Genomic DNA, 18,933 nt, shown 5'->3' with positions numbered 1-18,933 from the left:
TGAATTGTTTTGGGTTGTGTCTAACACAGGGAAGCTTTTTATATAGGAAGGATGAAAATTTCTCTTACAAAAGTGAGAATCCTTAGGTCAATATTTTTTATATCCACTAAGTCCACTTCACGCGCACCTAATAAGGCTAGCCTATTTGTTAGCACACGTATCACACCTTCTAAATAACTGGTAAAACTGAATTTATATTAGTAGTGGGGAACCGTATCATAAGTAAATAAGGTTTTTCTACTAGAAAAGGAAAAAAGCGATTGTCCCTAAAGGATCTCATTAATTGAGTTTTAGGGACTGTTTTGTTTGAATACTTAAATACAAGTTTTACAATTGAAAACTTTGACATGTAGATTAGATTTACTTATTCGAATCCCGATAAAAAGCTGTTGCAAGCATGATCTTTTCTCCCTCTTCTCTATAGCTTTTAATGAATAGGTAATTTATCAGGATTCATTGTTATATACATTTCGACTATTTTCTCATTATTAATATAAAAACTAAGGATACTTTGAATTTTACCATTCATATATATCACGACTGCTGGTTGACAATTGACATTTTTAATTTCAAAATAAAAGTCTTCAGGCGCCTTTTTTATGACTCCGTATAATAAGGATAAAACATTAGAGAAGGATACGATTGGACGTATAGCAGCCGTTACTTTTCCGCCACCATCAGAAAATAGTGTGACATTTTCTGATATAAGCTCTAATAAGGCATCCATATTTTGCTTTTGAAATGCTTCTATAAAGCGATTAATTATTAACGTATTCTTTTCATAGTTTAAGCTTTCGCCTTCTACACGTGAGATCTTTTGCTTAGCCCTGCTAAAAATTTTTCTACAGTTTTCTTCTTTCTTTCCTATTATGTTAGCAATCTCTGAGTATGGGAAATCAAATACCTCTCTTAAAAGGAGAATTGCTCGTTCATCTGCTCCCAAATGCTCCATCATTCGTAAATAGGCAATACTTAATCCTTCTTTTTCTATAAGCGTTTCAGATGGATCAAAGGTCTGTAATTTTTCTAATAATAATGGTTCAGGATTCCATTGTCCCACATATTGTTCTCGTCTGTACCGTGTAGACTTTAATACATCAAGACAGAGGTTTGTCATTATTTTACAGAGATATGCTTTCTTAAATTTTATATTTTCTTCACTTGATTGGTAAGCTCTTAGAAAAGTTTCTTGGACAATATCTTCTGCATCTACTACTGAACCTAGCATCCGATAACCTATTGAAAACAACAATGGTTTAAAAAGATGGTAATCTTCTTTCGTAACTTTCACTATTTTTCTCCTTCTCGTTTAAAATGATTTCTTCAGCAGCTTGTTTTCCACTGCTGACTGCTCCATCTGCCAAAATGGAGTTGGGGGAAGCCCAGTCTCCTGCTATATATAATCCCGGAATTTCTGTTTTAGAACGCTGTAGCTTTTGCTCATCTCCTATTTGGGGTAAGCGCTGGTTCACCGTAATGTTAGGAATAAATCGTTTTGTAATCACATATTGCTGCCAACCTGGCTGTAGTCTATCTAAGAATTGTTCAAGCTCGTTTTTGATACTTGTTCTATCAATGTGATCATCTGGGTGATGATATTTAAATACATGAAGAACTGTGCTTTCTGTGTCATCAGAAAGGCGGGCATAATTTGAATGTACCGAATAGTATAGGGGATCTGTGATGCCCATGGCGAATAATCGCCTTGGGTTAGGAAGCTGTGTTAAAGCCAAATCTAACGTTGCCCCTCTTACAGCTGTTATCTGGTTAAAAAAGCTATTTTGATAAAGATTAACCTTTTTGTTTAACATTTCATTAAGTTCATGAGGGCCGGTTGTACAAATTACATACTTCGCGTAAATTTCTTTGTCATTAGACAGAATTAATTTAAATTGATCCTGTTGGACGGGATCAATCTGTTTAACAAAAGTATGTGATTGAACCTGAACACCCGAGATGATTGCTTTATTGTGAAGTTGGTCAATAATAGTTTGCCAGCCACCATCTAGATAAAGAACGCCTCCAATAGCACTTTTTATATTCGATACTACTACTTTGGCGCTCGCCATTTCAGGTGCATGACAATATGTTGCAAGTCTGCCAAGTACATATAGTAATGATTTAACTTTTTCAGAATTGCCTACTTGCATAACCCATTGTTGGAATGTTTGCTCTGTCAAAATTTCAGGATTTATACTCATTACTTTTAACAAAACCGCAATCCATTCCATACGTTCTTTCCCATTCAAAAGGCTTGTTGTAAATAGTTCAAAAAGAGAAAGAGGGGCAGCATATTCGTTATCGTTTTCAATTAATATACCGCCTAATTTGGGTGATTTTCCACTAAGACTAATACCTAATTCATTAAGAATAGACTTTGCTTTTCCTTTTTTATAAAGAGCATGCGGGCCTAGATTCAAATACTGTTGGTTGACCTTGTTTGTTCTAGCCCTGCCGCCAATACTTTTTCCTTTTTCTACTAGTAATATAGATAAATTTGCTTTAGTTAAATAATTAACTGCAACATAACCTGCTAATCCACCACCAACTATAACAATATCCCATTTTTCAGTCATAAGATAACCTCCTAAAAGTTATTTCATTACTCAAGACGACAAAGGGTAAATAGATGTGACATCTTTTAAAAAAATTTAGGAACTTGTTCATAAATGAGCTTAAGGAACTTTTAATAACCATACATGGAAAAACAGGCTCATTCGCATGAGCGACCTATTTGGTATTTCTACTAAAGTATCTGTTATATCTTTAAAGAATGTTCTTGCAATCATAGGTGAAAAGTAAAACAAAAAAGGTTATCAAAACGACTAACAAAGCCGCTCTGATAACCTTTTCTTATCTCTTCATCAACCGAATCTTCTCCTCATCCGGCGTAACAAACAGCGTAGTCTGCTCAAAATAAATAACAAACCCCGGCTTAGCCCCACTAGGCTTTTTAACCTGCTTGATCACCGTATAATCAACCGGCACAGAAGCTGACTCTCGAGCTTTACTAAAATAAGCGGCAAGATTCGCTGCTTCAAGCAAAGCCACTTCAGACGGAGCGTCTGAATGTATAACAACATGGGATCCTGGGATATCCTTTGTATGAAGCCATGTGTCTGACTTCTTCGCTAGCTTGAATGTCACGAAATCATTTTGTTTATTGTTTTTACCAACAGAGATTTCAGTGCCATCTGAGGCGATGAATTTTTCTGGTGTTGGCTTCAATGGTTTTTTCTTCTTTTTGGATGCTCTAGCTTTTAGTAAGCCTTGTTCCATTAGTTCTTCTCGAATTTCTTCGATGTCGGTTGGAGATGCTTGCATGACTTGTTGTAGCAGTAATTCGAAATAGGCAATATCTTCTTTTGTTATTTCAAACTGCTGTTCAATTTTGAGTAATGCTGTTTTTGCTTTAGTGTATCGATTGTAATAGCTTTGTGCATTTTGTGTTGCTGTTTTTCGTGTGTCTAATGGGATGATGACTGTTTTACCATCTTCATCGTAGTAGTTGACGAGCTCCACTTCTTTTAGTCCTTTTTCAATTGCATAGGAATTTGCCATCAATAGCTCTCCGTACAATTGGAATGTATCTAGTTTTTCGGCTTGTTCAAAATCTTTTTGGAGTTTTTTCATTTTCAGCTTCAATTTATTTAATTCGTTTTGAAGCCATCTTTCTAAATCTCCTGCTTGTTGTTTTACGCGGTCGCGTTCCGCTTTTGCGAAATATACTCGGTCTAGTAAATCTCCTAGTGTTTTTTCGCGAAATTTGTCGCCTTCTAGATGAGTTAATTCGTTTGGCGAATAATACGTTTTTCCGCCAGATTCGACAATTTGTATTGCGGCTCCACCTTGCTCAAATTCCTTCATATATTCTTTGTAAATTTCGACACGGTTCGCACCGCTTTGAAATCGATGTAGTAATTCTTTTGCATGCAGGGGAGAGAATCCAGAAATTTGCTCTACAATTTCTTTTGATTCATTGGCTGATTGAATAACATTAAGCAATGCCTCTGAATATTCTAAAGGATGGTGCTTATTTTGGGCAGGTGGTGCAATGTAAGGTTGCCCAGGTAAAATCGTTCGGTAACTATTCATGGAAGGAGATAGATGCTTAATACTCTCCAAGATCAGATTGCGCGTTGGATCTATTAATAGTAGGTTACTGTGACGACCCATTACTTCCATATGAATTTCTCGTGTAATGTCGTCTCCGATCTCATTTTTACTTTGAATTTTGAAAATGATAATTCGATCTGTTTCATGTTGTTTAACGGATTGAATGATGCCACCTTCTAAATGCTTGCGTAATACCATGCAAAAAAGTGGTGGTTGAGCTGGATTATCGATTGTTTCATTTGTAATTTGTACACGTGAATAAGAAGGGTGTACAGAAAACAATAATTTAAAGTTTTGTCCTTGTGCTCGGATATGCATTAAAATTTCTTGCGCATTTGGTTGATGTATTTTAGAAATACGTCCTGTAACTAATTGCTGCAGTTCTGTTGTCATTGCTATAGTAAATAAACCATCAAAAGCCATAATTGTATCCTCTTTCAAATCTTTATCGTCGAACTAGCCAATTGCCACACCTTCGGCAATAACGCTTTTCTAATATGATATCATTTTAATGGAAACTTGTGTTATAATCAGTTAAGTATATATTGCAACAACGAAACGGAGTAAGCATATATTTGAAGGAGACGTTATGCGAAGAGAAAAAGGTATATTAATCGTTTTATCAGGTCCGTCCGGAGTTGGTAAAGGGACAGTGAGAAAAGAACTGTTTTCCGAGCCTGGCACAAATTACGAATATTCCATTTCTATGACTACGAGACTTCCAAGAGAGGGAGAAGTAGATGGAGTGGATTATTTCTTTAAACAGAAAGAGGAATTTGAACAGTTGATCGGACAAGGGAAGTTATTAGAGTATGCCTCTTATGTCGGCAATTATTATGGTACTCCCATTGATTATGTAAATGAAACGCTCGATTCTGGGCGCGATGTATTTTTAGAAATCGAAGTACAAGGAGCAGCACTTGTACGAGAAAAAGCACCTGATGCACTTTTTATATTCCTTGCGCCGCCTAGCTTGTCTGAGTTAGAGCAACGACTAATAGGCAGAGGAACAGAAACCGAAGATGTGATCAATTCAAGAATCCAAGCTGCGAGACAAGAGCTTGAAATGATGCATCTATACGATTATGTCGTGGAAAATGATGAAGTTGCAAGAGCTTGTGCAAAAATTAATTCCATCGTTGCTGCTGAGCATTGTAGACGTGAACGTGTGGAAAAAAGATATTTAGCAATGTTGGAAGGGGAATTTTAAATGTTATATCCATCAGTAGACCAATTAAAAAATCAAATCGATTCTAAATACTCATTAGTGAGTGTAGCTTCTAAAAGAGCACGACAGTTACAAGAAGAAGGCGGCGAGCGTTTAACTTCATACGTATCTGCGAAACAAGTTGGGAAAGCGTTAGAGGAAGTTGCAGCAGGCGAACTGGCAATTGAGTCATCTAACGAAAATGTTATTTACGAAGACGAAGTGTAATAAGAGATGTATGAAACACCTCCCAAAGAATCTAATCTTTGGGAGGTTGTTATTTAGAGGGGAGAAATTAAGATGTTAACTTCTAAAAAAATAGTCGTATGTGTCACTGGTGGGATTGCGGTATATAAAGCGGTTGCACTCGTAAGTAAGCTTTCACAGGCTGGTGCCAATGTTAAAGTAATCATGACGAAATCCGCAATGGAATTTGTACAACCTTTAGCTTTTCAAGCGATGTCTAGAAATGATGTGTACTTCGATACATTTGATGAGAAAGATTCTAGTGTAATTGCACATATAGATTTAGCAGATTGGGCGGATTTAGTTATTGTGGCACCTGCAACTGCGAATGTTATCGGTAAGCTTGCGAATGGAATAGCAGACGATATGGTGACGACTACGTTACTTGCGACTACTGCAAGGGTTTGGATTGCACCGGCGATGAATGTACATATGTATGAAAATGCAGCGGTTATACGAAATATCGATCAACTTTCAAAAGACGGATATTCATTCGTAGAGCCTTCTGAAGGTTTTTTAGCATGTGGTTATGTTGGAAAAGGCCGTTTAGAGGAGCCAGAAAAAATTGTACAGCTTGTGGAAGATTATTTCTCGCCGAAGGATTTACCGCTTAAAGGGAAAAAAGTCGTTGTAACTGCTGGTCCTACGAGAGAAAGAATAGACCCTGTTCGCTTTTTGACGAACTTTTCAAGCGGGAAAATGGGCTATGCGATGGCAGAAGCAGCGGCTGATTTGGGTGCAGAAACGATTCTTATTTCTGGCCCTGTAAGCATTAATCCACCGTCAAATGTCAAACTTGTTTCGGTAGAAAGTGCGAAAGAAATGTATGAAGCGGTTGTAGAGCAATTTGATAACACTTCGATTGTTATTAAAACAGCAGCAGTTGCGGATTATAAACCGAAAGAAGTACATGACCGAAAGATGAAAAAGCAACCGGGGGAAGCGACGATTGTTCTAGAGCGCACAACAGATATTCTAGCAGCGCTTGGTGAAAGAAAAACAACTCAGTTATTAATAGGGTTTGCTGCAGAAACGAATGACGTCACCCATTATGCAAAAGGGAAACTGGAGAAGAAAAATGCGGATTATATTGTCGCAAATGACGTTACAGAGGCTGGTTCAGGATTTGGTACGGATACGAATTCCGTTACATTAGTCGGTAAAAATGATGTGGAAATACATTTTGCTCATTTACCTAAAAAGGAACTTGCTATTCAATTACTACAAACGATTATGAAATTAGAAACAGCTGAGTCAAAATGATCGTTGAAGTAATTGTTGATGTCTCTGCCTATCCAATTGATCGTCCCTTTGACTATATTGTACCTGAAGAATTAGAGACCCTTGTAGAACGAGGAAGCCGTGTGCATGTTCCTTTTGGTCCTCGAAAAGTGCAAGGTTTTATAACTAATATAAAAGAACAAACGGATTTGGATATATCGAAGTTAAAGGCGATTCACTCTATTATTGATGTTGAGCCTGTTATGACTGAAGAGCTGTTGCAGCTATCTAAATGGCTGACAAATAAAACACTTTGCTATGAAATCGATGCTCTGCAGGTTATGCTTCCAGCGGCATTGCGTGCTACTTATAAGAAAAATATTAGATTAGTTGACCCTTCTGCATTAGATGATGATTTTTTAGCGCTTTTTGGTAAAAAAGAAGTCGTTTCTTATGAAGTTATTGAAAAAGCTGGTTTACTACGTGCCATGAAAAAGTATTTGGCCGATGGAGCAGTTCAATTAGAAACGGTTATTAAACAGCATGCCAAGGCAAAAACTATTGCGAAGTACAAAGTAACTGCAGATAAAGAATTTATCGTGGAGCAGTTAAACGGTTTAACGAAACAAGCAGTGAAGCAAAAAGAATTGATCGAATGGCTCTTAAAGCAAGAACAAACCTCTTTTACAATGAAACAATTGACTGAACTAGCAAATGCCACAAATAGTACGGTTAAAGCTATACTCGAAAAAGGCATTTTAGAAAAAGAAACTGAAGAAATTTACCGTGAAATTACTTCCTTAGACTATCAGGATGTAGACAAGCGATTTAAGCTTACAGAGGAACAGACAGAAGCGCTAACGAAGATAAACCATGCACAGGAGCATGCCGAAAACACAACATTTCTTTTACATGGTATTACCGGTAGTGGAAAAACAGAAATCTATCTAAACGCCATCGAACATTCTATTTTAAATGGAAAGCAAGCAATCATGCTTGTACCTGAAATTTCGTTAACACCTCAAATGACACGTCGTTTCATGCTGCGTTTTGGTGACCAGGTTGCGGTGATGCATAGCGGTTTATCCATCGGTGAAAAATACGATGAATGGCGGAAAATATGGCGTGGAGAAGTAAAAGTGGTGGTCGGTGCTAGATCTGCTATTTTTGCTCCGTTCAAAAATCTAGGTATCATTATTTTAGATGAGGAACATGAGTCGACTTATAAACAGGACGACAATCCAAGGTATCATGCGAGAGATGTAGCGATTTGGCGAGGGGAATATCATCAATGCCCGGTTATTTTAGGAAGTGCTACGCCTTCTCTTGAATCATATGCACGGGCATCTAAAGGTGTTTATTCTTTACTAACATTGAAAATGCGTGCAAAAGAACAGGCACTACCAACTGTCAATGTAATCGATATGCGTGCAGAGCTGAAAAACGGCAATCGATCTATGTTCAGCGTGGATCTTGCAGATGCTGTAAGAGACAAGCTAGAGAAAAAAGAACAAATCGTGCTGTTTTTAAATAAACGAGGGTTTTCTTCCTTCGTCTTATGTCGAGACTGCGGAACGGTAGTAGAGTGTAAACAATGTGATATTTCCTTAACGTACCACCGTGCAGGAGAACAACTAAAATGTCACTATTGCGGACATGAAGAGCCGGTTCCAACTAAGTGTCCAGAATGTAATAGTGAGCATATCCGCTTCTTTGGCACTGGTACGCAAAAAGTAGAAGAAGAAATTGCAAAGTTATTTCCGTATGCAAGAGTACTGCGAATGGATGTGGACACGACTAGAGCTAAGGGAGCGCATGAGCGAATTCTGAAGCAGTTCGGGGACGGGGAAGCCAATATATTACTTGGCACACAAATGATTGCCAAGGGACTCGATTTCCCAAATATCACACTAGTAGGTGTGTTAAATGCTGATACAACGCTACATTTAGCGGATTTCCGAGCAGCGGAAAAAACGTTTCAATTAATGACCCAAGTAAGCGGGAGAGCTGGTAGGCATGATAAAGAAGGACAAGTATATATCCAAACGTATACGCCAGAGCATTATGCGATTGAATTATCTAAATCTCAACTTTATGAACCTTTTTACCATACGGAAATGCTCACTCGAAAACAGTATGGATATCCACCTTTCTACTATTTAACATTAGTGCAAGTAACACATGAGAATGTCCTGCTTGCTTCTGAATATGCAAAGCTTGCGACGGATTGGCTAAGAGCAAATTTATCGTCCACGACAATGGTCGTTGGACCTACCGCAAGTGCGATTAGTAAAATACAAAATAGATATCGTTACCAATGTTTGATAAAATACAAAAAAGAACCATTATTAATCGAAAAACTACAGCAATTAATAAAAATGTACCGTACGGATTGGATAAAAAAAGGCGTTATTATGACGATTGATTTAGACCCTTCCACTATTATTTAATTTTACTTCCGCAAACAAAACACTGAATAAAGGAACTCTGGCTAAGAGCGCCGCGTCCTGCGGCAACGCCTGAGTGACCTACATCCTGTAGGCATAATGCCTCCGGCGGATGTCACAAATTTTGACAGGACTGAATTGAGCCCGTAGCTCAATTCAAAATTTGGACGCAATTACGCCGAGGCGATATTGATTAAGTTTGAAATGAGGAAATGACATGGCAATTTTACCAATAGTTACACACCCAAATGAAATATTGACGACGAAATGTCGCGAAGTAGAAGTTTTTGACCAAAAGTTAGCGACATTATTAGATGATATGTATGACACTATGATTGCTTCTGACGGAATAGGAATCGCAGCACCACAAGTTGGAGAGACGATTCAAGTAGCAATTGTTGACCTTGGAGAAGGGCAAGAAGTAATCGAAATGATTAACCCGGAAGTCGTAGAAGTCGGTGGATCTGAAATAGAAGTGGAAGGTTGTTTAAGTTTTCCAGATCTTTATGGTGAAGTTGAGCGTCCTTTTTACGTAAAAGTGGAAGCACAAGATCGAGATGGTGCTTTGTATGAGTTAGAGGCAGAGGATTATGAAGCAAGAGCTATTTTACACGAAATCGATCACCTACATGGGGTTTTATTTACATCTAAAGTTATTCGATATGTAGATTTAGAGGAATTGGAGAAAGAGGAGGAAGAAGCATGACAAATATTGTTTTCATGGGGACACCTGCATTTTCAGCGCCAATACTAAGAATGCTTGTCGAAGAAGGCTATAACGTTCTATCGGTGGTGACACAGCCGGATCGACCAGTCGGCAGAAAAAAAGTGTTAACTGCTCCTCCTGTTAAAGAAGAAGCTTTAAAACTAGGATTACCGGTGATCCAGCCGACTAAGTTAAAAGGCTCAGCAGAACTGGAAGAAATTATTGCACTTAACCCTGATTTAATCGTCACAGCTGCTTTTGGACAACTATTACCGAAAGAGCTACTCGATGCACCAGAACTTGGTTGTATTAATGTACATGCTTCACTATTACCAGCATACCGAGGAGGGGCACCGATCCATCAAGCAATTATTGATGGGCAAGAGAAAACCGGCGTAACGATTATGTACATGGAAGAAAAACTAGACGCTGGGGATATTATTTCACAAAGCGAAATCCCAATTGCTCATACAGATGATACTGGATTACTTTTTGAAAAGTTAAGTAAGGTTGGCTCAGATTTATTGAAAGAAACTTTACCATCCATCATTTCGAGAACTAATAATCGACTAAAGCAAGATGAGTCCCAAGTAACATTTGCGAGAAATATATCACGTGAGCAAGAGAGAATCGATTGGAACAAATCGGCTCTTGCTATACACAACCAAATCCGTGGTTTACATCCATGGCCTGTAGCGTATACAACGCTTGAAGGACAAACAGTAAAAGTGTGGAAAGCAGACACGATACAGGTAAAGACAAAAGAATTACCAGGAACGGTTGTGAAAATTGAATCGGATTATTTTGTTGTACAAACAGGCTTGGAAGAAGCAATTCGAATAAATGAATTACAGCCAGCTGGAAAGAAGAAAATGTCCGCAGAAGATTATTTGCGTGGCGTTGGTTCGAAATTGCGAATAGGGGATACTTTTGAATGACAAAAAAACAAGAAAAAATTTGGACAGGTAATGTCCGGGACGCTGCACTGAACATACTAATGGCAGTTGAAAAACAACAAGCGTATAGTAACTTATTACTACATCAAACGATTGAAAAATATAAAATCGATGACAAAGACCGCGCATTATTAACCGAGTTAACCTATGGAACACTCCAATATAAAATGACATTAGACTATTATTTGGAGCCATTCATTAAAGGGAAATTAGATGATTGGGTCAAGCAATTACTGCGCCTTTCTTTATATCAGATTCATTACTTATCTCGAATTCCAGATCATGCGGCGGTAAACGAAGCAGTGAATATCGCGAAAAGAAGGGGTCATAAAGGAATTTCAGGAGCCGTAAATGGTATTCTTCGTTCTATTTTAAGAGAAGGTGTCCGTTCAACAGAAGAGATAAAAGATGAATTGGAGCGGCTTTCGATTGAAACAAGTCATCCACTTTGGATGGTAAAACGTTTCGTCTCCGAATATGGGTTTGAGACAACTGCGAACATGTTAAAAGAAAATAATGAGCAACCTGTCACTACGCTTCGTGTGAATTTATTTAAACGTACAGTAGATCAAGTGCTGCATTTATATACTCAAGAAGGATATGTCGTGGCTCGTAGTGAAGTAATCCCTGAATGTATTTATTTGTTTAATGCGCAAGCGGCGAAAACGACTGCTTTTGAGAAAGGTTTCGTCACAATTCAAGATGAAAGTTCGATGATTCCTGCTTATGCACTTCAAGCAGAACCTGGTATGACAGTGCTCGATATGTGTTCAGCTCCTGGTGGAAAAACGACGCATATAGCAGAGAAAATGCGAAATACTGGTAAACTTGTAGCGATGGATATTCATGAGCACAAGTTAAAGCTTGTGAAAGAAAATGCTGCTAGACTCGGATTCAATTTTATAGAAACGATGCAAATGGATGGTCGTAAATCATCAGAGGCATTCCCAAAAGAATCATTTGATCGTATATTGGTTGATGCTCCATGTAGTGGTTTAGGGGTAATGAAGCGTAAACCGGATATAAAATATACGAAAAATGAAAAAGATTTTGCAACGCTTAAACCAATTCAGTTAAAACTACTAGATGAGGCATACACGCTGTTAAAACGAGATGGACTTTTGGTATATAGCACTTGTACGGTAGACCGGGAAGAAAATGAAGGAACAGCCAAGCTATTTTTAGAGGCTCATCCTGAAATGGAACTTCAGCCTTTCCCTAATGTTATTTCAAGTATTAAAGAGCAAGAACAGGAAGGAATGCTCCAACTTTTCCCGCAAGATTTAAGAAGTGATGGATTTTTTGTTGCAATTTTCAAGAAGAAGTAAGATTCTTAAAGGAAAAAAATTTACTAAGTATCGATCCAGTTGCAACGCCTTGCTCCTGCGCAAAGCTCGTCGCAGAAGAACGGTGCCCCTCGGGGTCAAATGTGAAAAAGCTGCTCCTGCGCAAAGCTCGTCGCAAACAAAATCGCTTGTGGTGGCTGGGGAGCTGCCTCCTTGGCCCGCACGATGCGGGTTATGTCTGCTTTGCCACACGATGTGGCGTACTTTGCAGAACTACCCCATCCCCATTTGCCTGTAGGGGCAGACATAGGCGCTTACACTTTTCTTAATCTAAAAGAGGTGATGGAAGAAATGAAGTTCGTTGTTGAAACTGATGTTGGCTTGAAGAGGACGGTCAATGAGGACCGGGTGGATGTGTTCGTCCGCGATGATCATCGAATACTTGCCGTTGTTGCTGACGGTATGGGTGGTCATAATGCGGGTGATGTGGCAAGTGAGTTAGCAATATCTGAGTTCAAAAAGTATTTTACGACCTATAATCCCGCTGTAATAAAAGCAAAAGATTGGCTCACTTATACATTCCAATCGATTAACCAATCCATTGCTAGACATTCGGCAATGAATGCAGGTTGCGAAGGAATGGGAACTACATTAATTGCTGGCTTATTTGAAAAGCAAAAAGGAATCGTTGCACATGTCGGGGATAGTCGAGTTTATCAAATTACTAAGGAAAAAGTAAATCAAATTACGCGAGACCATTCTTATGTAAATGTATTAATCGATTCAGGAGAAATTAGTGAGGAACAGGCAAAAACACATCCAAAGAAAAATGTATTGATGAAAGCAGTTGGTACAGAACCAACCATTCAACCTGATTTTTACGAAGTAGAATTTGTTCCTAACTCTTATTTTCTTTTTTGTTCGGATGGATTAAGCAATAAATTAACCGAAGACTTTATGCAATCTCTCCTCTACTCGGATAAAACGCTCCAAGAAAAGGCGAGTCAATTAGTAAAGGAAGCTATACAATCTGGTGGGGAAGATAATATTTCATTAGTCTTATTATCAAACAATGAAGAGGAGGTGTAAGGATGTTAATAGGCAAACGAATTAGCGGCAGATACAAGTTGCTTGATATGATAGGTGGAGGCGGCATGTCCAATGTATATTTGGCGCATGACATGATTTTGGACCGCGATGTGGCAATCAAGATTTTACGCTACGATTTTTCCAATGAAGAAGAATTACACCGTCGTTTTCAACGCGAAGCATTATCTGCAACAAGCCTTACACACCCCAATATAGTGAATATATACGATGTAGGGGAAGATGGAGATATACATTATATTGTCATGGAGTATGTCAAAGGAGAAACATTAAAACAATACATACAACGGAATGCTCCGGTTTCACCTATAAAATCAGTAACGATTATGAGACAGCTTACTTCCGCTATTGCTAATGCACATAATAATCATATAATTCACCGAGATGTTAAACCTCAAAATATATTGTTGGATGAAGAGGAAAATATTAAAATTACAGACTTTGGAATTGCAATGGCTCTTAGTGCAACTTCTTTTACGCAAACAAATTCTGTGTTAGGAACGGTCCATTATTTATCTCCCGAACAAGCACGTGGGGGAACGGCTACAAACCAATCTGATATCTATGCATTAGGGATTGTATTGTTTGAACTACTTACCGGTCGACTACCTTTTTCTGGAGAATCGGCCGTATCTATTGCACTAAAGCACTTGCAGTCGGAAACGCCTTCTATTCGTGCGATTAATCCTGCAATCCCACAAAGCTTAGAAAATGTGGTTTTAAAAGCAACTGCAAAAGATCCAAAGTATCGATATCGTACAGCAGAAGATATGGAAGCGGATTTAGCAACTGCTCTATCACCTGAAAGAGCGGGAGAACCAAAATTTGTTGTAGCGATGGATGATGATGCTACAAAAGTTTTACCCGTTATTAAAGAACCTGTTTCTTTTGAAGAAGTTTCGGAAACGAAAAAGATTCCTGTTGCATCTGAAACAGGAGTAGTAGAAGAAGTAAAGCCGAAAAAAAAGGGGAAAAAAAGAAAGATAATTGGCGCTATAATAGCAAGCATCGTAGTGCTTGCATTGCTAGTTATTATCGTATTCCCTGGATTGTTTAAACCGAAAAAAATTGAAGTGCCGGATGTATCTAAGCTAGAGGTTGACCTAGCCATTGAACAGCTAGAAGCTGAAGGGTTCAAAATCGGTGAACAAACACTAGAATTTTCGGAAGATATTGAAGAGGATCACGTCATTCGGACAACACCCGAAGCAGGTAAAATGCGGGACAAAGATACAGAAATACATTTGTTTGTCTCATCAGGTAAAGAAACCTCTGCGATTAGTGATTATACAGGTCACGATATAGATCAAGTGAAAACTTTACTACAAAATCAAGGATTACGTAATATCGACGTAGAAGAAAGATTCGATTCAGAACCTGTAGGGACTATTTTAGAGCAAAATCCGGCCGGTGGTACTGAAATTATACCGGCAGAAACAGATCTTGTTTTTGTCGTGAGTAAAGGTCCTGACTTAAGAACGGTAAATGATCTTACGAATTACAATGATAAAGCATTGAAGGATACGGAAAAGACTTCAGGTTTTAAAATTCAAATAGCTGGGAAAGAAAACTCTGATACTATTCAAAAAGGAAATGTTATTAGCCAAGATCCAAAACCGAATGCCAAAGTAGCGCCCGGCAGTACAATTAAAGTCGTCATTTCGGACGGACCGAAAGCTAAGCCGACTAAATTCTATGCGAAAACAGTCACAATTCCATACACGCAACCAAATCCAAATGAAGAAGAATCAGAGGATGAACAGCAGGAAGAAGAAATAGAAGTACAGCCACAAGTTGTTCGTATTTATATACAAGATAAAACAAGAACGCTTGAAGAACCGGCAGAGGAGTTTGTTTTAACCGAAACAACTCAAAAACAACTTAAATTTGAAATTAGTGAGGGACAAAAAGCAGTCTATCGTATTATGGTGAATTCAAATGTAATCGTAGATGAAACGATTGCTTATGACGATATTTAAAGGAGGCTTCGGATGCCACAAGGTCAGATTAGAAAAGCATTAAGCGGATTTTATTATGTATATGATGATGGTAAGATGATTCAATGCCGTGCTAGAGGAGTTTTCAGAAACAGAGGGGAATCTCCTTTAGTAGGTGATTTCGTAGATTATACGGTGGAGGGAGAAAATGACGGTACGATTACCGTCATTCATGAACGCAAAAATAACTTGGTTCGCCCACCAATTGCCAACATAGATCAAGCGATTTTAGTATTTTCGATAAAAGAACCAGATTTCAATACGATCTTATTGGATCGCTTTTTAGTAGTGCTTGAGTCATTCTATATCGAACCAATCATTTGTTTAACGAAAAGTGATTTAATGGATGAACAAATGAAAAAAACGATGGATGCTTATATAAAAGACTATGAACAAATCGGTTATCAAGTATTGATGACATACAAGGATGATCCAGCTTTTGATGAAAAAATAGCACCGCTACTAAAAGATAAAACGACCGTACTTGCAGGACAATCAGGTGTCGGCAAATCTACACTTTTAAATACCATTTTACCTTCTTTGGATTTAAAAACAGGTGTTATTTCCAATGCATTAGGCCGAGGAAAACACACAACCAGACATGTAGAGCTGATTGAAGTTTGTGGTGGATTACTTGCCGACACACCAGGTTTTAGCTCTTTTGAATTTGACCTGATGGAAAAAGAAGAACTGTCTAAATGTTTTCCTGAATTTGTAGAAAAACAAGATGCCTGTAAATTTAGAGAATGCCTGCATGTAAAGGAACCGAAATGTGCAGTAAAAGAGGCTGTGGAATCAGGCGAAATAAAGGAATATCGATACAAGCACTATTTACAGTTTTTCGATGAAATAGTAGAAAGAAAGCCGAGGTACTAATTATGGTAAAAATAGCTCCATCCATTTTAGCAGCGAATTTCGCAAAACTGGGAGAAGAAGTATTAGAAGTTGAAAAAGCAGGAGCAGAATTGATTCATATCGATGTTATGGATGGTCATTTTGTACCAAACATTACGATGGGACCAATCGTTGTGGACGCATTACGTCCGCTTACAAAATTGCCGCTCGATGTGCATTTAATGATAGAAAATGCAGACCAATATATCGAAGCATTTGCAAAAGCAGGTGCTGACTATATTACGGTTCATGTGGAAGCTTGTCCTCATTTACATCGAACGATTCAGCTGATCCGGTCATTTGGTGTTAAACCAGGTGTAGTACTAAATCCACATACACCAATTGAAACCATTCAACATGTGCTGGAAGATATTGATATGGTGCTCTTTATGACTGTTAACCCAGGCTTTGGAGGACAAAAATTTATTCATTCGGTTGTTCCAAAAGTGAAGCAGTTAGCAGATATTATTCGAGAACGAAATCTGTCTATTGAGATTGAAATCGATGGTGGGATCAATGAAGAAACGATAAAACCTTGTGTCGAGGCAGGAGCAACTATTTTGGTGGCGGGATCTGCTATTTATAACGCACCTGATAAAGGAAAAGCTTTACAAGCGATTAAAGAAGCTGGTATAAGCGTATTAGCGAAATGAAACGGGTAATAGTTTGTTCTGGGGGTCCAGTCGAGGAAGTTGTTGATTTTGAACAGCTTCCTCTTTTAGAAGAAGAGACTGTTTTTATCGGCGCTGATCGAGGCGCCCTTCATTTATTAGAAAGAGGAATCACACCTACTGAAATTATCGGTGACTTCGATTCGCTTACAGAGGAAGAATTAAAGTTCATAAAGCAACAAGTAAGTGAGGTCACAGTGTTCCAAGTAGAAAAAGATGAGACGGATACCCATCTAGCCATTCAAAAAGCACTTACATATGAACCGGACGAGATTATATTAACTGGAGTTACTGGTGGTCGATTAGATCACTACGAAGCGAGCTTGCATGATATATGCTGCTTTCAAATAGACCATTCGAATATTCATTTCTCCATTCAAAACAATCAAAACATCATCCGATTTTTGTTGCCGGGAAGCCATGCAATCGAGCAAGACGACCATTACAAATACATTTCTTTTTTTTCTTTCGGTGAAAAAGTAGAGAAAATTTCTTTAAATGGGTTTCTCTACAATGTCACGGATGAAAATATTACAGCGGGTACAGCAAAATTTACTAGTAATGAACTAAAAGGACGAACAAGTACTATCTCTTTTATAGCTGGCATATGTTTAATGATAAGAAGCAGTGACTAAAAGGGGAGGAATTGTGTGAAGGTCTACACATTTAGATTGCCTAAATCCGTCAGTAGTTTGATGAAAGTTTGTATTCGTTTGTTTAAAAAAGAAGAAGTAAAGAAGTGAAATACTTAGTGGACTCCAAATATATTTGGGGTCTTTTTTTGAACTTTCGTCTGTGTATTTAATAACTATGCGGGAATTAGATGCTTTGAAAGAGGATCTGGCTGCTCATTAAGTGAATGGATCGTTTTAGTCTAAATAAATTGAGGGAAAATAAAATAACACCAAACCGACAATTGTCAGCTTGGTGTTAATTACGAGTGCGATTAAACGCGCTCAACTTTTCCTGATTTTAAAGCTCTAGCAGAAACCCATACACGTTTAGGTTTACCATCAACAAGGATACGTACCTTTTGAAGGTTTGCTCCCCACGTACGTTTGTTAGCGTTCATAGCGTGTGAACGAGCATTACCAGTACGAGCTTTACGCCCAGTGATTGCACATACTTTTGGCATTATATTTTCCTCCTCTTAAAAGAAGCTGAAAGATTTTTCAGTTCGATATTTCACATACTTTAATAATTTACCACAGACTTTTGCTATGCGCAAGCCTTATCAAGAAAAAACCTTTACAGACAAAAACTGTACACTTTAAGAAGAGTGCGTTTTATGGAGTTTCCACTAGCCTTCGCGCTTGCTGTACTTTGCATGAGTTTCCTCATGTTGCACTTGGGACTGATAAGGGAATCATAGAGATTAAGCCTGTAATAAATGCGTAACATAGTCGACCAATGGTGATCCGTTTAGGGAAACTGCGTCGTAAAGAGATACGGCAAAGGTAATGGATTTCCGCTCCAGGCGTACGCTTATCGCGGGGCGGGCTGTGAGCCTCCTCGTCGCACGCTCCTGCGGGGTCTCACCTTTCCCGCTGATCCCGCAGGTGTCGCCGCCTTGCGCTTCCATCAATAGAACTTGCTGACTAATCCATAATTTTAAATGCAAAAAAGCTATTTAATTTATTTACAACTGGTAAGCAATTTCTTATTTAGAATCATTTTATGTACAGTATAGATTATAGGAAAGGTTGGTATCAGCCATTCAAGCAATGGCAGTTCCCGATAATTGATAACAATCGCTAGATAGTATAAATTCCACTAATCGAAGGTTTTCACCCATAGAAAATGCAACATAGTACTAAATTAGTGTCTCATTATGGAGTAAATAGCAAACTCTATTGAATTGTAGCGAAGGGGTGGTGACTCCGGCGGGAACAGTACGAGCTGAAAGCCCCGCAGGAAAGACATTGGTCGAACTTTGTTTGAACAATGTCTTTGCGACGAGTAATCGCAGGAGCATTTGTTTTCGGAGCTCCGAGGAGATGGAAGCCGTGCCCGCGGAAAGCGTCCGCCCTGTAGCTGAAATCCTAGCGGACACTTCATTCAACTCACTACCACGCAGTT

17 protein-coding genes are annotated in these 18,933 nt (G+C 38.4%); 13 read left to right on the top strand and 4 right to left on the bottom strand.

Translation table 11 applies throughout. From position 1 onward, the window contains the following. Nucleotides 1-427: 427 nt before the first annotated feature. The 3 genes from OR571_RS20055 to OR571_RS20045 all read right to left on the bottom strand — a co-directional run bounded on the left by OR571_RS20055 (nucleotide 428) and on the right by OR571_RS20045 (nucleotide 4,539). The gene (locus OR571_RS20055) at nucleotides 428-1,291 is read right to left on the bottom strand and encodes an RNA polymerase sigma-70 factor (RefSeq protein WP_282245476.1); all 864 of its coding nucleotides are present in this window, start codon (nucleotides 1,289-1,291) and stop codon (nucleotides 428-430) included. After that, nucleotides 1,257-2,576, bottom strand: coding sequence for a phytoene desaturase family protein (locus OR571_RS20050; RefSeq protein ID WP_282245474.1), 1,320 nt, complete (start codon nucleotides 2,574-2,576; stop codon nucleotides 1,257-1,259). Before OR571_RS20050 ends, OR571_RS20055 begins: the two co-directional genes overlap by 35 nt. A gap of 277 nt (nucleotides 2,577-2,853) precedes the next feature. Then, the gene (locus OR571_RS20045; RefSeq protein WP_282245472.1) at nucleotides 2,854-4,539 is read right to left on the bottom strand and encodes an Rqc2 family fibronectin-binding protein; all 1,686 of its coding nucleotides are present in this window, start codon (nucleotides 4,537-4,539) and stop codon (nucleotides 2,854-2,856) included. A 166-nt stretch (nucleotides 4,540-4,705) separates the two neighbouring features. Here OR571_RS20045 and gmk point away from each other — a divergent pair, with 166 nt between their 5' ends. The 13 genes from gmk to spoVM all read left to right on the top strand — a co-directional run bounded on the left by gmk (nucleotide 4,706) and on the right by spoVM (nucleotide 17,597). Beyond that, nucleotides 4,706-5,326 carry a guanylate kinase gene (gmk, locus tag OR571_RS20040; protein ID WP_282245470.1) on the top strand — a complete coding sequence of 207 codons (621 nt, stop codon included), beginning with the start codon at nucleotides 4,706-4,708 and terminating at the stop codon, nucleotides 5,324-5,326. Further along, nucleotides 5,327-5,551, top strand: coding sequence for a DNA-directed RNA polymerase subunit omega (gene rpoZ / locus OR571_RS20035; protein ID WP_142537712.1), 225 nt, complete (start codon nucleotides 5,327-5,329; stop codon nucleotides 5,549-5,551). A gap of 72 nt (nucleotides 5,552-5,623) precedes the next feature. Further along, a complete protein-coding gene (gene coaBC / locus OR571_RS20030; RefSeq protein WP_282245467.1) occupies nucleotides 5,624-6,832 on the top strand; it encodes a bifunctional phosphopantothenoylcysteine decarboxylase/phosphopantothenate--cysteine ligase CoaBC in 1,209 nt (402 codons plus the stop codon). Further along, nucleotides 6,829-9,240 (top strand): primosomal protein N', encoded by a 2,412-nt coding sequence (gene priA, locus OR571_RS20025; RefSeq protein WP_282245464.1) that lies wholly within the window; start codon nucleotides 6,829-6,831, stop codon nucleotides 9,238-9,240. The genes coaBC and priA overlap by 4 nt, the downstream gene beginning before the upstream one ends. A gap of 214 nt (nucleotides 9,241-9,454) precedes the next feature. After that, a complete protein-coding gene (def, locus tag OR571_RS20020; RefSeq protein ID WP_282245462.1) occupies nucleotides 9,455-9,943 on the top strand; it encodes a peptide deformylase in 489 nt (162 codons plus the stop codon). Continuing rightward, nucleotides 9,940-10,881 (top strand): methionyl-tRNA formyltransferase, encoded by a 942-nt coding sequence (fmt, locus tag OR571_RS20015; protein WP_282245460.1) that lies wholly within the window; start codon nucleotides 9,940-9,942, stop codon nucleotides 10,879-10,881. Before def ends, fmt begins: the two co-directional genes overlap by 4 nt. Next, nucleotides 10,878-12,227: a 16S rRNA (cytosine(967)-C(5))-methyltransferase RsmB gene (gene rsmB, locus OR571_RS20010; protein ID WP_282245458.1), complete on the top strand. Its 1,350-nt coding sequence runs from the start codon at nucleotides 10,878-10,880 to the stop codon at nucleotides 12,225-12,227. Before fmt ends, rsmB begins: the two co-directional genes overlap by 4 nt. Before the next feature lie 171 nt (nucleotides 12,228-12,398). Then, nucleotides 12,399-13,274 carry a Stp1/IreP family PP2C-type Ser/Thr phosphatase gene (locus OR571_RS20005; protein ID WP_348775067.1) on the top strand — a complete coding sequence of 292 codons (876 nt, stop codon included), beginning with the start codon at nucleotides 12,399-12,401 and terminating at the stop codon, nucleotides 13,272-13,274. 2 nt (nucleotides 13,275-13,276) lie between these two features. Beyond that, nucleotides 13,277-15,271, top strand: a complete 1,995-nt coding sequence (gene pknB / locus OR571_RS20000; protein WP_282245456.1) for a Stk1 family PASTA domain-containing Ser/Thr kinase — start codon at nucleotides 13,277-13,279, stop codon at nucleotides 15,269-15,271. 12 nt (nucleotides 15,272-15,283) lie between these two features. Further along, complete coding sequence (gene rsgA, locus OR571_RS19995) at nucleotides 15,284-16,165, top strand: ribosome small subunit-dependent GTPase A (RefSeq protein WP_282245455.1); 882 nt, start codon at nucleotides 15,284-15,286, stop codon at nucleotides 16,163-16,165. 2 nt (nucleotides 16,166-16,167) lie between these two features. Continuing rightward, entirely contained in the window at nucleotides 16,168-16,836 is a 669-nt protein-coding gene (gene rpe, locus OR571_RS19990) for a ribulose-phosphate 3-epimerase (protein WP_282245454.1), read from the top strand. Continuing rightward, nucleotides 16,833-17,489 (top strand): thiamine diphosphokinase, encoded by a 657-nt coding sequence (locus OR571_RS19985; protein ID WP_282245452.1) that lies wholly within the window; start codon nucleotides 16,833-16,835, stop codon nucleotides 17,487-17,489. The genes rpe and OR571_RS19985 overlap by 4 nt, the downstream gene beginning before the upstream one ends. A gap of 15 nt (nucleotides 17,490-17,504) precedes the next feature. Then, complete coding sequence (gene spoVM, locus OR571_RS22850; protein ID WP_142537722.1) at nucleotides 17,505-17,597, top strand: stage V sporulation protein SpoVM; 93 nt, start codon at nucleotides 17,505-17,507, stop codon at nucleotides 17,595-17,597. 203 nt (nucleotides 17,598-17,800) lie between these two features. Here the strand turns inward: spoVM and rpmB are convergent, their stop codons facing one another. Next, on the bottom strand, nucleotides 17,801-17,989 hold the full coding sequence (gene rpmB / locus OR571_RS19980) for a 50S ribosomal protein L28 (protein ID WP_142537723.1): 189 nt from the start codon (nucleotides 17,987-17,989) through the stop codon (nucleotides 17,801-17,803). Nucleotides 17,990-18,933: the final 944 nt, after the last annotated feature.

The sequence above is a fragment of the Psychrobacillus sp. NEAU-3TGS genome, from assembly GCF_029955155.1.
Lineage (GTDB): Bacteria > Bacillota > Bacilli > Bacillales_A > Planococcaceae > Psychrobacillus.
The sequence above is the reverse complement of the archived record's forward strand: the minus strand, read 5'-3'. Positions and strand labels throughout refer to the sequence as shown.

Bases quoted from the DNA above. Each gene is read 5' to 3' on its own strand.
- OR571_RS20050 (WP_282245474.1), bottom strand. From the start codon at position 2,576: ATGACTGAAAAATGGGATATTGTTATAGTTGGTGGTGGATTAGCAGGT.
- gmk (WP_282245470.1), top strand. From the start codon at position 4,706: ATGCGAAGAGAAAAAGGTATATTAATCGTTTTATCAGGTCCGTCCGGA.
- OR571_RS19985 (WP_282245452.1), top strand. From the start codon at position 16,833: ATGAAACGGGTAATAGTTTGTTCTGGGGGTCCAGTCGAGGAAGTTGTT.
- pknB (WP_282245456.1), top strand. From the start codon at position 13,277: ATGTTAATAGGCAAACGAATTAGCGGCAGATACAAGTTGCTTGATATG.
- priA (WP_282245464.1), top strand. From the start codon at position 6,829: ATGATCGTTGAAGTAATTGTTGATGTCTCTGCCTATCCAATTGATCGT.
- coaBC (WP_282245467.1), top strand. From the start codon at position 5,624: ATGTTAACTTCTAAAAAAATAGTCGTATGTGTCACTGGTGGGATTGCG.
- rsmB (WP_282245458.1), top strand. From the start codon at position 10,878: ATGACAAAAAAACAAGAAAAAATTTGGACAGGTAATGTCCGGGACGCT.
- rpoZ (WP_142537712.1), top strand. From the start codon at position 5,327: ATGTTATATCCATCAGTAGACCAATTAAAAAATCAAATCGATTCTAAA.
- fmt (WP_282245460.1), top strand. From the start codon at position 9,940: ATGACAAATATTGTTTTCATGGGGACACCTGCATTTTCAGCGCCAATA.
- rpmB (WP_142537723.1), bottom strand. From the start codon at position 17,989: ATGCCAAAAGTATGTGCAATCACTGGGCGTAAAGCTCGTACTGGTAAT.
- rsgA (WP_282245455.1), top strand. From the start codon at position 15,284: ATGCCACAAGGTCAGATTAGAAAAGCATTAAGCGGATTTTATTATGTA.
- OR571_RS20045 (WP_282245472.1), bottom strand. From the start codon at position 4,539: ATGGCTTTTGATGGTTTATTTACTATAGCAATGACAACAGAACTGCAG.
- rpe (WP_282245454.1), top strand. From the start codon at position 16,168: ATGGTAAAAATAGCTCCATCCATTTTAGCAGCGAATTTCGCAAAACTG.
- def (WP_282245462.1), top strand. From the start codon at position 9,455: ATGGCAATTTTACCAATAGTTACACACCCAAATGAAATATTGACGACG.